The sequence below is a fragment of the uncultured Mobiluncus sp. genome (assembly GCF_963511525.1).
Classification (GTDB): Bacteria; Actinomycetota; Actinomycetes; order Actinomycetales; family Actinomycetaceae; genus Mobiluncus.
The window spans coordinates 32,466-46,744 of the sequence record NZ_CAUPIY010000007.1 but is presented as its reverse complement, the minus strand read 5'-3'; the positions used below and the strand labels follow the sequence as shown (position 1 = coordinate 46,744).

The window sequence follows — 14,279 nt, the reverse complement described above, 5'->3', positions numbered from 1 at the left end:
ACAGAGGTTTTTGCGCCGAGTGTTATGGGGTATGGTGTAACGGCAGCACTAGTGATTCTGGTTCACTCAGTCTAGGTTCGAATCCTGGTACCCCAGCGCCCCCATCGTCTAGCGGCCTAGGACATCGCCCTCTCACGGCGGTAACATGGGTTCAAATCCCATTGGGGGTACTACCTCTTGGAAGAGGTCTCAAACTGCATAAATGTTTGCCAAAACTGCGCGGAAATCGCGCAGTTTTTTGGTTACACCCTTCCGGTTGTCCCAGACGCTGGAACTGGAAAACTGATTGAAAACTATAAATTCGTACCGGTGTGCCGTATCCGAATCGACAGGAGACAATCGTTTTGTGACGGGGTCACAAGGGCGTGGGGCGGACTGGCCGGTTACTCCTCGTCGCGGCGCAGGAATTCGCTCAGGCGGTTGGCGGCGGCGACGACGGCGGTGCCGTGGGTGCGGCCGGGCTGGCGGCCCAAACGTTCGATAGGTCCCGAGACAGATACGGCGGCGACGACACGTCCGGTGGCTCCGCGGACCGGGGCGGACACGGAGGCGACGCCGGGTTCACGTTCCCCAACCGATTGCGCCCAGCCGCGCCGACGCACTTCTGAAAGCATAGTGGCGTTGAAGGCCGCACCGCGCAGCCCCCGGTGCAGGCGTTCGGGTTCCTCCCACGCGAGCAAGATTTGGGCGGCGGATCCGGCCTGCATAGTCAGGGTCGCCCCCACCGGAATCGAGTCGCGCAAACCGATGGGTCGTTCGGCGGCGGCCACGCAAATCCGCTGGTCGCCTTGACGGCGATACAGTTGGCAAGACTCGTGAGTATGGTCGCGTAAGGCAGCCAGCACCGGCGCGGCGACACTCAGAAGTCTGTCGTCCCCGGCTGCTCCAGCCAGTTCCGCCAGGCGGGGTCCCAATGTGAAGCGACCTTGGGAGTCCCGGGCCAGGAAACGATGATGCTCCAAAGCTACCGCCAGGCGATAAATGGTGGGCCGGGCCAAATGCGTGGTGTCCACCAGTTGAGCCAGGGTCGCGGGACCGGCCTCCAAGGTCGAGAGAATCAGTACTGCTTTGTCGAGTACCCCTACACCGGAATTTGCGCTAGACTTGTCCATAACTTGATATTGCCATCTCACAATGTGAAATGCAAGTTGGCTGGTGATACCAGGTAAACATTGATAACAACAGGAAAACCCGCGGAACCCCGCACCGTCCCAAACGGGCGAATGTTCCGGACTGCGCAACGAAAAGAGGCAAAAATGGGTGAGACGCTTGCACAAAAAGTATGGCGCGACCACGTGGTGAAAAAAGGTGAAAACGGAGCGCCGGATTTGCTCTATATCGACCTGCAGCTGTGCCACGAAGTGACCAGTCCGCAAGCCTTTGACGGGCTGCGCCAAGCCGGGCGGAAGGTGAGCCGCCCTGAACTGACGCTGGCCACCGAGGACCACAACACCCCGACAACAGACATTGACCGTCCCATCACCGACCCGACCTCGGCACTGCAGATTGAAACTCTGCGGAAAAACGCGGCCGAGTTCGGGCTCCGCCTCCACTCTCTGGGTGACGCTGACCAAGGCATTGTCCACGTGGTCGGGCCGCAGCTGGGGCTGACCCAACCGGGAATGACCGTAGTCTGCGGCGACTCGCACACGTCTACCCACGGGGCTTTTGGGGCGCTGGCTTTTGGAATCGGAACCTCGGAGGTCGAGCACGTGTTGGCGACTCAGACCCTGCCGCTGGCTCCTTTCAAAACGATGGCAATCAATGTTTCCGGACACTTGAAACCGGGCGTGACCTCAAAAGACTTGATTTTGGCAATTATCGCGAAAATCGGCACCAACGGCGGGCAAGGTTACGTCCTGGAATACCGCGGCTCCGCGATTGAGGATTTGTCGATGGAAGCGCGGATGACAATTTGCAATATGTCCATCGAGGCCGGGGCGCGTGCCGGCATGATTGCCCCGGACGACACGACTTTTGCGTACTTACAAGGCCGTCCGCACGCCCCCGAGGGAGCGGATTGGGACGCTGCCGTAGCGTACTGGCGAACCCTGCCGACCGATGCGGACGCCCAGTTTGACGCCGAGGTCGATATTGACGCCGATGCCCTCGAACCATTCGTGACCTGGGGTACCAACCCGGGCATGGGGGTGGCGTTGAGCGGGGAGGTGCCCAACCCCGCCGCGCTGAGTGATGAAACCGCACGCCTGACTGCGCAGAAGGCCCTGGCATACATGAATTTACAGCCCGGCACAAAAATGCGTGACATCAAAGTGGACACGGTGTTCATCGGCTCGTGCACGAACGGGCGTTTGGAGGACTTGCGTGCCGCCGCCGAGGTCGTGAAGGGCCATCACAAGAGCCCGGACGTGCGTGTGCTGGTGGTGCCGGGGTCCGCGCGGGTGCGTCTGCAGGCGGAACGGGAAGGCCTCGATCAGATTTTCCGCGATTTTGGTGCCGAATGGCGCAACGCCGGTTGTTCCATGTGCTTGGCGATGAACCCGGACAAACTCGCGCCCGGCGAGCGTTCAGCCTCGACGTCCAACCGCAACTTTGAGGGCCGCCAAGGCAAAGGCGGGCGCACCCACCTGGTGAGTCCGCTGGTCGCCGCCGCTACCGCGATTCGCGGCACCCTCAGCGGCCCCAACGACCTATAGATTCAGCTTAAAGAAAAGGAAAAACAAATGGAAAAGTTTACGAAACACACCGGCGTGGGAGTTCCGCTGCAGGTCACGAACGTGGATACCGACCAGATTATTCCCGCGGTTTATTTGAAACGCGTAACGAAAACCGGGTTCGATGACGCGCTGTTTGCCGCCTGGCGCACGGACCCGAAGTTCGTGCTGAATCAAGAGGCTTACCGGTCGGGCACCGTTTTGGTGGCGGGTAAGGACTTCGGCACCGGATCGAGTCGCGAGCACGCGGTGTGGGCGCTGCGCGATTATGGTTTCAAAGTCATTCTTTCGCCGAAATTCGCCGATATTTTCCGGGGTAACGCCGGAAAACAAGGTTTGGTGACCGGGGTCATCAGTCAAGCCGACTGCGACCGGCTCTGGGAGATTCTGCAAGCCAATCCGGGGGCGGAGGTTTGCGTGGATTTGGAGGCGCGTACCGCCAGCGTTGGGGATTTTACCTGCAGTTTTGCCATAGACGATTACACGCGCTGGCGTTTGATGGAAGGGCTGGACGATATTTCGTTGACCCTGCGCGACGAGGAGGCCATCGCCGCTTACGAAGCGCGACGCCCGTCTTTCAAACCCAAGACGCTACCGGCCAAACACCTGCCGCCCGAGCCGGTTCAATCCGCTCGTCCCGTGAACTAGAGCCGGGCACGGCGACCCTACGCGGTGTGCGAGCGCCGCGGGGTAAAATAGGAGGAACCTATTGAGTTGACGGAAGGAAGCCGATGTCGGTTTTGCAGGTGAACGGCGGGCGACCGCTGCAGGGAGAGATAACCGTGCGGGGAGCCAAGAACCTTGTCCCCAAAGCCATGGTGGCCTCGTTGCTCTCACCGGAAACATCCCAGCTGGCATCCGTGCCGGACATTCGCGACGTCGAAGTGGTCACGAAACTGTTGAACCTGCACGGGGTAGAGGTCGATTTCGACAAAACCGAGGGCGTGCTGACGATGAATCCCGCCAAGGTTGCCGCGGCTTCGGTGCATGACATCGACCGGCACGCCGGCTCGTCACGTATCCCCATTTTGCTGTGTGGACCGCTGCTGCACCGTTTGGGCCAGGCGATTATTCCGAATCTGGGCGGCTGCAATATCGGCGGGCGGCCCATCGATTTTCACCTCAATACTTTGCGGGCTTTCGGCGCGGAAGTCGAGAAACTCCCCAACGGCATCCATCTATCCGCACCCAACGGGCTGGAGGGTACGAAAGTCGAGCTGCCCTATCCGAGCGTGGGCGCCACCGAACAAACCCTGCTGACCGCGGTGCGGGCGCGGGGCATCACCGAGCTGCGCGGGGCGGCGGTGGAACCCGAAATCATGGATTTGGTCGCTATCCTGCAAAAAATGGGCGCGATTATTTCCGTGGACACCGACCGGGTCATCCGCATCGAAGGTGTCGATGAGCTGCGCGGATTTACCCATACCGCCCTGCCGGATCGGATCGAGGCGGCGTCGTGGGCTTCCGCGGCGCTGGTCACTGGCGGGGATATCACGGTCAAGGGCGCTCGCCAGGCCGACATGATGACGTTCCTCAACACGTTCCGCAAGGTCGGCGGGGATTTCGACATCACCGAGGACTCGATTCGGTTCCGACGCGGCACCCAGGGTGATTTGAAGTCGATTGTTCTGGAAACCAATGTTCACCCCGGTTTTATGACCGACTGGCAGCAGCCGCTGGTGGTGGCGTTGACGCAGGCTCAAGGTTTGTCGATTGTGCACGAGACCGTGTACGAAAATCGTTTCGGTTTCACTGAGGCACTGCGCCGGATGGGTGCGCATATTCAGGTTTACCGCGAGTGTTTGGGCGGACTGCGGTGCCGTTTCGGGGCACGGAACTTTTACCATTCCGCGGTTATTTCCGGGCCGACCCCGCTGCACGGCACGGACATCGAGGTTCCGGATTTGCGTGGCGGTTTTTCGCACCTCATTGCAGCCTTGGCGGCGCAGGGAGTCTCGAATGTTTCCGGAGTGGACATCATCAACCGCGGCTACGAAAACTTTATGAACAAGCTAAAAGCTTTGGATGCACAGGTGGAGCTGCACTCATGACGAAATCTTCCGGTTCTGACCGCACCAGGCTGGTCGCGCAGTTTTCCCGTCCCTTCCGGCGCAACCGGGCGGGCCGTCCCGCGATGGGATGGGTGTATTTCTGGGCTTCACTGCCGGTGCGTGCGGTGCTGATAGCGCTGATGAAGCGGCACTATGCCGGGGTGGAAAACCTGCCTGAAAGCGGCGGATTTATTGCCGTGTCCAATCACGTCACGGAAATCGACTCGGTGACGTTTTCGCACTTCCTGGTGGCTAATCACTATTCCCCGCGAATGCTGATGAAAGAAGAAATGATGCACTGGCCGGTGGTGGGCTTTTGCGCCCGACACTCGCGGATGATTCCGGTGTTTCGGGAAACCACCCACGCGGCAGATTCCCTGATTGCCGCCAAAGCCGCCCTGAGAGTAGGGGAGTGCGTGGGGATGTTTCCGGAAGGGACCCTCACTCGTGACCCCGACCTGTGGCCGATGAAAGCCCACACCGGCGCGGCACGATTGGCGTTGGAAACCCAGGTTCCGGTGGTGCCTGTCGCCCAGTGGGGGGCGCACAAGACCTTGCCACCCTACGGGAAACTGCACTGGCCACCCCGTGGTCGAGTGTCGCTGGTGGCAGGTCCCCCCGTCGACTTGAGCGACCTCTACGGGAAACAGGACGATCACGAGGCCGTGATGGAGGCGACCCGGCGGATTATGGCTGACCTGACCGACCTTCTGCGGGGTCTGCGACCTGGTGAAGAACCCCCCGTGAAAGTGTGGGACATGAAAGTCGACGGCGACCGCTACGGACGTAAGAAAAAACGTCCCAAAGGCGGGAAAAAGTCGCGTTAGACCTGTTGGAATACCCGGAACAGAAAGGGGGCGAGCGTTGCGAAACTTCGACGATGATGCCGAAGACACCGGTATCTGGGACAAGAGAACCAAAAAAACCGTGATTGGCGCTTTCATTTTCTTTGCCGCCGGATTGTTCCTGGCGTGGGAATTTGGCAATATCAATGGCAATAATCCAGAGCAGCGTCCCGCCGACGCTGCCGCTCGTGAGGAAACCTATTGGAAACAGATTACTTTCCTGAACCCCGGTTTCCCCGCTGAACTGCGCAAAGAAGTCACCAAAATGGGATGGCGGGCGTGTGGAAAGCTGGAATCCGGCTGGGATCCCACTCGGGTGCTGGCATTCATTGCCGAAAGCGACAACGGCTCCGGGTCGGACAAGTTGCCGATGCCGGCCACCCAGGTGCAATTCTGGATTGGGGTGGAGCAATCCGCAGCGATGTCCCTGTGTCCCGAACAGGAATCGAAACTAGACGGTTGGCTGGAAAACTTTGCCCCCAAACCGGCTCCTACGCCTACGGTAACCGAGCCAGCCTAAAGGAATTCAAGAAAAACCCCCGAAAGGACTAAAGTTTTACCCATGAGTGAAGGCGAACAAAAGACCCGGGTAGCGGTTATTTTCGGTGGACGCAGCGGGGAACACTCGATTTCTTGCGCCACGGCAGCGGGTGTACTCGACCATATCGACCGCACGCGTTTTGAACCGATACCAATCGGAATCACCAAGGCCGGAGCGTGGGTGTTGATGCCTGACGAGTCCGATTCGCTGCGTCTCCAGGACGGGCAGGGGGCTGAGATTGAGGATAACGGGACTTTCGTGGCGTTAGTGCCGCAAAACCAGCATTTATTCTTTTGGGATTCCCGCACCCCCAGCGCTCCCATCAAGGACCTGGGCCGTGTTGACGTGGTGATGCCGCTGCTACACGGACCTTACGGAGAGGACGGGACGATTCAGGGTCTGTGTGAGATGGTTGGCGTGCCCTATACCGGTTGCGGGGTGGGCGCCTCCTCTAACGGAATGGACAAGGGGTGTGCGAAAGTTCTGTTGGAACACGGGGGGATTCCCGTGGGACGCTACCACGTCATCACGGACTTTGATTGGCGCCACCGCGCGGACGAAGTCCCGGCTCCGATTCTGTCGTGGGGGTTGCCGGTCTTTGTGAAGCCGGCGCGTGCCGGGTCTTCCTTAGGGGTCACAAGGGTGGATTCGTGGCAGGACTTTGAGGCTGCGGTCGTCGCCGCTCGCCGCCACGACCCGAAAGTTATCGTGGAAGCCGCGGTGCAGGGCGCTCGTGAAGTTGAGTGTGCTGTTTTGGAGGGGCGTGCCGGGGGAGCCCCCCGCACCACCCCGCCGGGGGAAGTCGTGATGGTTTCCACTCCTGGAATGTACGATTTCCAATCCAAGTATTTTGCCAACGAGGCGGTGCGATTGCAGATTCCAGCCCAGATTCCCGCCGGTGTCGCGACGCAGATTCAAAACTATGCCCGCCAGGCTTTCCAGCTTTTAGGCGGGGAGGGCCTGAGCCGAGTGGACTTTTTCTATGTGCCCGATACCGGGGAAATCATCCTCAACGAAGTCAACACCATGCCCGGAATGACGCCCTATTCCCTGTATCCGGGAATGTGGGAGAACGTGGGACTGTCCTACACCGACCTGGTCACTGAGCTGATTGAGCTGGCTTTGGCTCACCCGCAAGGGTTACGGTGAGGCGGACGTAGCTATCGTCCCGCCCGGAGCGGACCCCTCAGCCGAAACTACAGATAGAATGAATATGAATCGAAAGGACAACGATGTCAGATAATAAAGTCATTTTGGTGATGAGCTCCGAAACTCCGCAAGGATTGGCAGGTGACCAGGACTTATGTGATGCTTTGCGCGACCACGGAATCGAACCGGTCATGCGCAGCTGGGACGACCCCAGCGTGGATTGGTCAGAAGGTCGGTTCGCAGTGTTGCGTTCGACCCCGAACTATGCGCATCGCCGCGAGGAGTTTCTCAAGTGGGCGCATTCCGTACCAAAGTTGCTGAACACCCCCGAAATCTTGGAATGGAACACGGATAAGCACTACCTGCGCGAGCTACAAAAGTTGGGGATGCCCATCATTCCGACGACTTGGCTGGAACCCGAACGAAACCTCACTAAACATCAGGTTCACTCCCGTTTCCCCGCCTTCGGCGACTTCGTGGTGAAGCCGACCATCTCCAGCGGGGGGCGCGGCGTGGGACGCTACACTTCGACTTCCGCCAATTCGCGGCGCGAAGCTATCGAACACGCGATGGACCTGCTGTCTGCCGGTTCAGGCGTGATGATTCAGCGCTACTTAGAGGAAGTCGAGACACAAGGCGAAGTCTCGATTGTGTACTACAACGGGGTCATCTCCCATACGGTGCAAAAGGGCGCTATGCTGCACGCCGCCTGCGAGGGCCCGGAGCCGGAACAGATTGTCACCGCCCGTTATTCCAGCCAGGAAGAATGGGGGTGGGGCGAGCAGGTTCGCCGCTACATTCACGACTACATTAAGTTGACTTCGGAACACGATACCCAGGTACTTTACGACCGGATTGACATGGTAGCTGACGGCAAAGGCTCGTACTATGTCATGGAAATATCGCTGGTAGAAGGCAACCTGTACCTGGATTCCGCCCGGGAGGCGGTGGAACACTTCGCGGATGCCATTATCCAGCGTTACTACTGGTAAGCCGGTTTTTCGCCAGCGGTTGAGGTTTACCGGACGTCGTCGTCGACCCAGTCAAAAGTCCGGGTCACGGCTTTCTTCCACAAGCGCAGGGTGCGGTCCCGTTCGTCAGGTTCCATGGTGGGGTTCCATCGGTGGTTTTCCTGCCAGTTGTTGGTGACGTCCGCGGTGCCGCTCCAAAAACCGACGGCGATGCCGGCGGCGTAGGCTGCGCCCAGAGCGGTCGTTTCAGCGACTGTTGGTAGTACCACGGGCACACCCAAAATATCGGACTGGAACTGCATCAGCAGGTTATTTGCCGTCATGCCGCCGTCAACGCGCAACTCGCCGAGCTTCACGTGAGAATCGGACTCCATCGCGTCCAAGACTTCCCGGGTCTGGAAAGCGGTGGCTTCCAGGGCGGCGCGAGCCAAGTGTCCTTTTGTGTTGTAGCGGGTCATGCCGACAATTGTTCCGCGGGCATCCCCCTTCCAGTAGGGCGCGAACAGTCCGGAAAACGCCGGTACGAAATAGACCCCGCCGTTGTCTTTCACCGAGGAAGCCAAGTCCTCCACGTCCTCGGAGGCCTCGATGATGTTCAGGTTGTCCCGCAGCCATTGAATCAGCGAGCCGGTTACCGCGATGGATCCTTCCAACGCGTAAACGGTAGGCTCATTGCCAATCTTGTAACAAACCGTGGTAATCATGCCGTTTTCCGAAGGCATCGGGGTGGTACCGGTATTCATCAGCATGAAACATCCCGTGCCGTAAGTGTTCTTTGCCATCCCCGGCTCAAAACAGGCCTGGCCAAAGGTCGCGGCCTGCTGGTCACCCAAATCCCCAGCCACCGGCACTCCAGCCAGCAAACCGTCTTGGCGGCATTGACCGTAAACTTCTGACGAGGAACGAATCTCAGGCAGCATATTGAGGGGAATCCCGGCCTCCTGACAGATGTCCTCGCGCCACTGCAAAGTGTGAAGATCCATTAGCATGGTGCGCGATGCATTCGTCACGTCGGTGACGTGCAGGCCGCCGTTGATGCCTCCGGTCATGTTCCAGATGACCCAAGTGTCCGGGTTACCGAACAGCAGTTCGCCCCGTTCGGCGCGTTCGCGCGCTCCCGGCACGTTTTCCAAAATCCACATAATCTTGGTGATGGAGGCATAGGTGGACAGGGCTTCGCCCACTAGCGGACGCCACCGGTCCGGCCCGCCGTTTGCCGCCAACCGGTCCACCAGGTCTTGGGAACGAGTATCCTGCCACACGATTGCGTTATAGATGGGCTGACCAGTGTTTTTGTCCCACACGATCGTGGTTTCGCGCTGGTTGGTGATGCCCAGGGCGGCGATGTCGTGGTGGTTGAGCCCCATCCCGGTCTGTTTCGTGGCGTTCGCCAAGGCGCGGCCCACGACTTCCCGCACGTTGTACCAGATTTCGGTCGCATCGTGCTCGACCCATCCGGGAGAGGGAAAAATCTGTTCGTGCTCCATCTGACCGACCGAAACTATGCGCCCGTAGTGGTCAAAAATAATGGCTCGAGATGAAGTCGTACCCTGGTCAATCGCCATCACATATTTTTTCTGAGACATCGTTGTCTTCCTTTCACATCGTTTCCTGTCGCCAGACTGAGCCGTTTTAGCGGACTGCGCCGGGGGAGCCGCCCGCGCCCTGACTCGCCAGTCCCAGCGCACGAGCGAGAATCTCGATGGGGTGAACGACTTCGGCGCCGGTTCCTTTCCGAATTTGCCAGCGGCACGTTTCGGTGTCGCAGGCCGCCAAGTGGGGGTTCACGGTTTTAATCTTTGCAAACAGAGGCTTGCCGATGGCTTGCGCCACGTCGAATTTTTCTTTCTTTAGTCCGTAGGTCCCGGCGATACCGCAGCAGGGCTGGCCCGATTCCACCACGTGCACGCCGGGGATGGTTTCCAGCATCCGAATCGCCGGTTTGCCGATACCCTGGGATTTCACCTGACAGGGTTGGTGATAGGTTAGGGTCAAGTCCAGCGGGCGCAGGTCGCTTTCCGGGAATTCGCCCTCGTCCATCAGATGCGCGATGAATTCGGAAGTCTCGAACAGGCGTGCGCCCACGTCTCGCAACACAGCATCTTCCAACCCCATGATCTCGCGAGCCTCGTGGCGCAACATTCCCGCGCAAGACCCGGAGGAAGAAATGATTGGCAGGTTCTTCCCGGCGCGTTGCAGTTGGCGTGCCAGCTGCAAGACATGGCGCGAAGCATCGTTGAACAGCCCGTTTGATTGTGACGCCAGCCCACAGCAGCCCTGTTTCGGCACGATGACGCGATACCCCAGATGCTCCAGTACCTCGACCGTTGCGATGGACGTGGATACTTCAAAGTACGCTCCCGCGCAGCCGTGGAAGAACACAATCGGGCCGCGGTGCCACTTCGTTTCAGAAGGCAGGTACATGGTCGACTGGGGACGGCGCGGGACGTAGGGGCCGCCATAGACCTCCTTTTCGTGCCGCTTCCACCAGGTCAAGAAGCTGGTGGATTGAGCCACCGGGGTGGGGGCGTCAGCGTGGACTCCGATGACGGCCTGCACAAGTTTGCGAATCGGCCGATTCCCTAGCGCCGCGTTGGCGATGGGGGCCAGCGGGGTCAGCAGTTTGCCTTCCAGCTCAGTTTGGGTAATCAGGCGGTCGCGTAAGGGCATATTGTCGGCCTTCATGACGGCACGAGCTTGGGCGTTGAGCTCGGCAATCTTTACTCCGTGGGGACAAACGGTAGTACAGATGGAGCAGCCCGAACAGTAGTCTAGGGACTTATCGACTGACTGACCTTTGCGGAACCGTTCCGCTTGGGGACCCACGAACTTGGGCCCGGAAAAGTTCGGAGTGACCCGCATGACCGGGCATTGGGTCTCGCAGATGGTGCATTTCAGGCACTGATCCAGGGAAGTGCGCGCCAGGTTTGCTTTGGCGTAGTCGAGTGCGGTGATTTCCGTCATGACCGGCTCCTCTCTAAGGACGCCAACGATTGCACGGCTGCCCAGGCACTGCCCAAGGCGAGACCCTCTCCGGAAAGTTCGCGCCACGGCGCGCAGGCCCCCAGCATTTCGCCCAGGCAATAGACATTGTCATAGAGCCGGTGACCGGATGCATCAACGGGACGCATCGTGGCGTCGACCGCCACTCCTGACATCAGCACCCGTTCGAGCTCCTGGCGATTTTCCCGGTCAATCTGATGAATGGAATTGAGGTAGCCGGTAGCGTCGGGGGCGGGGGTGAACACGGGAAGATTAAAGACCTTTTCTTGGATATTTAAATGTGAGTCACGCTCAAAGTTGCCCGAGGTCATTCCGCCCGCTGCGTCTAATACCGCGTCAACTTCCACTTCGTCCACGCCCCCGGCGCGTGCGACCCGCAGCGCGGTCACGGTGCCGTCCAGGCTGGCGGCGGACATAACCTCGCAGTTGGTGTGGATGTCGACGCGGGCCTCGCGGCAGCTGTTGACCAAGATGTCGTAGGCGCGTCGGCCCAAGATAGAGGGGGGAACGGTGGGAACTTCGGCGACCGGCGCGTTGACCAAGGCTTGAAATTCGCGAAAAGTTTGCGGGCTCAATCCCAGCAGGGCGGGGATGAGGATGGTTTCCCCGCTTTGCACGGTGTCGTTGAGCAGGGTGGCGAATTTTTGGCGCAGTTTGGCGGCTTGCTTCGGGTCCAGGTCAGTGACATCAAAGTTTCGGGCGTAGTCCGTGGCGGTAACATCGGCTTCGTTTCCGCGTCCGCTCAAATCCAGGGTCACTGCCCGCGCCGAAAGCGAGAACCGCTCAGAGCGATTGAGGTTGTCGGCGATGAGGGTCGCGGGAAAATCTTTAAATTGTTTGAGGCCCACTACCAGCAGCTTCATCTGGTCGCGCAGGGCTCCCGCAGCACAGGTTTGGGGCACCAGATAGGTGGGGCGAACGGAACCTAGGGCAGAAGCCAGGAATGTGTTTGTGTTCGTGGGGTTGGCCGGCGCCCAAAAACCGGGCAGGGCTTGGCAATACCATTCCATCCCCGCTCGTAAGTGTTCGGTCCCTATCAGACGATAGGGGTGGTATTGCGGTAGGTCGTTAACAGCTTGGTAAGGGTCGCCAACCACCGGGTCAGAACGGTCGGGGAGGTAGCCCAACAGGTCGCCCGTACCGGCGGAAAGCGCCAGGCCACCGAGGCCTTTGGTATATACCGTAACTCGGTATCTTTTTTCGTGAGCCATGAGGGCAGCGCTTAAACCAGCCAACCCCGCACCGATTACAGCGATTTTCATCGGGCACCTCCTGTCGGTTCGTCACGACCCGTGCCGTGATTCAAAGCCAGGTCGCCGGTGGCGCGGCTGGATTCCGGGCTGGGGCCGGGCAGGTGTTCCAGATCCAAAGTGCCTAAAATCCATCTCTGCAAAGCCATCTCACGAGCCAGCGCGCCGTAGAGAATAGGAGTGATTCCTCCCAAGCGGTTGGACAAAAACAGATTCAGCATGGTGGTGCTGATATCAGCGCGCGTTGCGGCGGAGCAGGGGGCACCCGAAGTGGTACCAGCGTCGGGGGTCGGGGTTTCGGGGGTCGTTGTGGAAACGGGCGACGCTGGGGGATTCTGAGAACGGAAATCGTGGATAATGCCCGCGGTGCGCGCCCCGCAGAAACTGCCCTGACAAGGCCCCATGCCGATGCGTAGCTGGCGGCGCAAATCGTCGATGTTTACCCGGGGATTTTCCTGTAGCGCCTCCAAAATCATCCGCTGATTGACCAGTTCGCATTCACAGATAATGGGGTCATCGTGGCGGTCTGTCTCGCGGGCCTGCAGCCGGTCGGACAAATGACTGAAACGGCGAGCTTGAGCGGAGGGGACGGGCTCTTGTGCGGTGGTACAAACCCGATTGTCGCCCAGCTGGTGACACATAATGTTCACGACCTTTTCCGCCATCAGGCGGTAAGTCGTGAGTTTGCCGCCCACGATGGTCAGGAAACCGTGAATATTGTCGCGCTCCAGGTGGTCCAGAATGGCCATGCCGCGAGTCATGTGCCGGGTGTCTGTGGCGCTGACGCGCGTATCTCGCAGCAGTGGGCGAGCGCCAGCCCAGACGTGCAGGGGGCGGGCTTGGCGCAAGTCGGGAACCATTTGCTCGCCCTTGTCGAGCATTTGTTGGACTTCCTCCGGCTTGATGGCCAGGAAATCCGGTTTGACGGCGGGTTGGTCGGTAGTCCCGATGATACAGATGGGGTGGGCCGGCACCAGGATGTCGCCGTCCCCGGACAGGGCGCAGCGGTTGATGACGTGGTGCACCAGGCGTTGATTGAAACCAATCATGATACCCCGACCGGGTATAATTTCTATATCGCTGGCACCAACCATTTCGGCAATCTGACCCGCCCACGGTCCGGCCGCATTGATGACAAAGCGACAATCAACGTGAACGTCAGTACCGGTCTTTTCATCCCGAGCTGACACAGCGCAGACTGCACCGTCCTTGACAGTAATCGATTCAACCCGGTGATAGGGCAGGATTTTTGCGCCGTATTCCTGGGCGGATTCTAGGGCGCCCCAGATGAGTTTCCATCCGTCAACCCCGCCGTCGTTGACCTGGAAAGCGCGTTTGATCTGTGGATTCAGCCGTGGTTCCGTCTTGAAAGCGGTACCGAGTGGGATTTCTTCGCATTTCACACCCGCTTTGAGTGCGGCCGGGAGGAAACGATCCGCATAGTCCTCGGGGTCATCGGGGGTCAGCACAAACAGGCCACCCACGTCCTCCAACGCATCGGCGTTGATACGGCGCAAAATGGCGTTTTCATCGGCGCACTGTGTGGCCGATTCGGGATCAGAAATTACGTAGCGCCCGCCCGAATGCAGCAGTCCGTGGTAGCGGGCGGACGTCCCTTGCCCAATATCGGCGCGTTCCAACAGGATGACATCGTAGCCGCGCATTGCCGCATCGCGCACGACCCCGGCACCGGTAGCTCCGCCTCCGATAACGACGAGGTCAGCGCGCAGACGGGTGGGGGTACTCATAGTAAAAGCCTAGCTGATGTCCAGTGAGATGGGGGCATTACGCGCT

Annotated in this window: 12 protein-coding genes and 2 tRNA genes; 9 read left to right on the top strand and 5 right to left on the bottom strand. The window is 59.5% G+C overall.

The window, feature by feature from the left end; genetic code table 11:
• The first annotated feature begins 25 nt into the window (after positions 1–25).
• Positions 26–96, top strand: a tRNA-Gln gene (locus tag RQ935_RS06450).
• Between the two features lies 1 nt (position 97).
• Positions 98–170, top strand: a tRNA-Glu gene (locus tag RQ935_RS06445).
• Between the two features lie 213 nt (positions 171–383).
• Here RQ935_RS06445 and RQ935_RS06440 read toward each other — a convergent pair.
• Positions 384–1,112, bottom strand: coding sequence for an IclR family transcriptional regulator (locus RQ935_RS06440; protein WP_298634121.1), 729 nt, complete (start codon positions 1,110–1,112; stop codon positions 384–386).
• Between the two features lie 144 nt (positions 1,113–1,256).
• Between RQ935_RS06440 and leuC the strand changes: the two genes are divergently transcribed.
• From leuC to RQ935_RS06405, 7 genes are all read left to right on the top strand, one after another.
• A complete protein-coding gene (leuC, locus tag RQ935_RS06435) occupies positions 1,257–2,657 on the top strand; it encodes a 3-isopropylmalate dehydratase large subunit (protein ID WP_311497668.1) in 1,401 nt (466 codons plus the stop codon).
• A gap of 27 nt (positions 2,658–2,684) precedes the next feature.
• Positions 2,685–3,323 (top strand): 3-isopropylmalate dehydratase small subunit, encoded by a 639-nt coding sequence (gene leuD / locus RQ935_RS06430; RefSeq protein WP_311497667.1) that lies wholly within the window; start codon positions 2,685–2,687, stop codon positions 3,321–3,323.
• 83 nt (positions 3,324–3,406) lie between these two features.
• Positions 3,407–4,726, top strand: coding sequence for a UDP-N-acetylglucosamine 1-carboxyvinyltransferase (murA, locus tag RQ935_RS06425; RefSeq protein ID WP_311497666.1), 1,320 nt, complete (start codon positions 3,407–3,409; stop codon positions 4,724–4,726).
• The gene (locus tag RQ935_RS06420; RefSeq protein WP_311497665.1) at positions 4,723–5,553 is read left to right on the top strand and encodes a lysophospholipid acyltransferase family protein; all 831 of its coding nucleotides are present in this window, start codon (positions 4,723–4,725) and stop codon (positions 5,551–5,553) included. The genes murA and RQ935_RS06420 overlap by 4 nt, the downstream gene beginning before the upstream one ends.
• Positions 5,554–5,590: 37 nt before the next feature.
• Positions 5,591–6,091, top strand: a complete 501-nt coding sequence (locus tag RQ935_RS06415; RefSeq protein ID WP_282921226.1) for a DUF732 domain-containing protein — start codon at positions 5,591–5,593, stop codon at positions 6,089–6,091.
• Between the two features lie 42 nt (positions 6,092–6,133).
• Positions 6,134–7,261 (top strand): D-alanine--D-alanine ligase family protein, encoded by a 1,128-nt coding sequence (locus RQ935_RS06410; protein ID WP_282921227.1) that lies wholly within the window; start codon positions 6,134–6,136, stop codon positions 7,259–7,261.
• 83 nt (positions 7,262–7,344) lie between these two features.
• On the top strand, positions 7,345–8,253 hold the full coding sequence (locus tag RQ935_RS06405; protein ID WP_282921228.1) for a RimK family alpha-L-glutamate ligase: 909 nt from the start codon (positions 7,345–7,347) through the stop codon (positions 8,251–8,253).
• Between the two features lie 26 nt (positions 8,254–8,279).
• On the opposite strand, the gene glpK is transcribed toward RQ935_RS06405, so the two are convergent.
• Genes glpK through glpA form a run of 4 tightly spaced genes read right to left on the bottom strand, consistent with a single transcriptional unit; the run spans position 8,280 to position 14,233 of the window.
• Positions 8,280–9,818: a glycerol kinase GlpK gene (glpK, locus tag RQ935_RS06400; RefSeq protein ID WP_311497664.1), complete on the bottom strand. Its 1,539-nt coding sequence runs from the start codon at positions 9,816–9,818 to the stop codon at positions 8,280–8,282.
• A gap of 46 nt (positions 9,819–9,864) precedes the next feature.
• The gene (locus RQ935_RS06395; protein WP_311497663.1) at positions 9,865–11,196 is read right to left on the bottom strand and encodes an anaerobic glycerol-3-phosphate dehydrogenase subunit C; all 1,332 of its coding nucleotides are present in this window, start codon (positions 11,194–11,196) and stop codon (positions 9,865–9,867) included.
• Positions 11,193–12,497 carry a glycerol-3-phosphate dehydrogenase subunit GlpB gene (glpB, locus tag RQ935_RS06390; RefSeq protein ID WP_311497662.1) on the bottom strand — a complete coding sequence of 435 codons (1,305 nt, stop codon included), beginning with the start codon at positions 12,495–12,497 and terminating at the stop codon, positions 11,193–11,195. The genes RQ935_RS06395 and glpB overlap by 4 nt, the downstream gene beginning before the upstream one ends.
• Positions 12,494–14,233, bottom strand: a complete 1,740-nt coding sequence (glpA, locus tag RQ935_RS06385; RefSeq protein WP_311497661.1) for an anaerobic glycerol-3-phosphate dehydrogenase subunit GlpA — start codon at positions 14,231–14,233, stop codon at positions 12,494–12,496. Before glpA ends, glpB begins: the two co-directional genes overlap by 4 nt.
• Positions 14,234–14,279: the final 46 nt, after the last annotated feature.

Bases quoted from the DNA above. Each gene is read 5' to 3' on its own strand.
- murA (WP_311497666.1), top strand. From the start codon at position 3,407: ATGTCGGTTTTGCAGGTGAACGGCGGGCGACCGCTGCAGGGAGAGATA.
- RQ935_RS06405 (WP_282921228.1), top strand. From the start codon at position 7,345: ATGTCAGATAATAAAGTCATTTTGGTGATGAGCTCCGAAACTCCGCAA.
- RQ935_RS06395 (WP_311497663.1), bottom strand. From the start codon at position 11,196: ATGACGGAAATCACCGCACTCGACTACGCCAAAGCAAACCTGGCGCGC.
- glpK (WP_311497664.1), bottom strand. From the start codon at position 9,818: ATGTCTCAGAAAAAATATGTGATGGCGATTGACCAGGGTACGACTTCA.
- RQ935_RS06440 (WP_298634121.1), bottom strand. From the start codon at position 1,112: ATGGACAAGTCTAGCGCAAATTCCGGTGTAGGGGTACTCGACAAAGCA.
- glpB (WP_311497662.1), bottom strand. From the start codon at position 12,497: ATGAAAATCGCTGTAATCGGTGCGGGGTTGGCTGGTTTAAGCGCTGCC.
- RQ935_RS06410 (WP_282921227.1), top strand. From the start codon at position 6,134: ATGAGTGAAGGCGAACAAAAGACCCGGGTAGCGGTTATTTTCGGTGGA.
- glpA (WP_311497661.1), bottom strand. From the start codon at position 14,233: ATGAGTACCCCCACCCGTCTGCGCGCTGACCTCGTCGTTATCGGAGGC.
- leuC (WP_311497668.1), top strand. From the start codon at position 1,257: ATGGGTGAGACGCTTGCACAAAAAGTATGGCGCGACCACGTGGTGAAA.
- RQ935_RS06420 (WP_311497665.1), top strand. From the start codon at position 4,723: ATGACGAAATCTTCCGGTTCTGACCGCACCAGGCTGGTCGCGCAGTTT.
- leuD (WP_311497667.1), top strand. From the start codon at position 2,685: ATGGAAAAGTTTACGAAACACACCGGCGTGGGAGTTCCGCTGCAGGTC.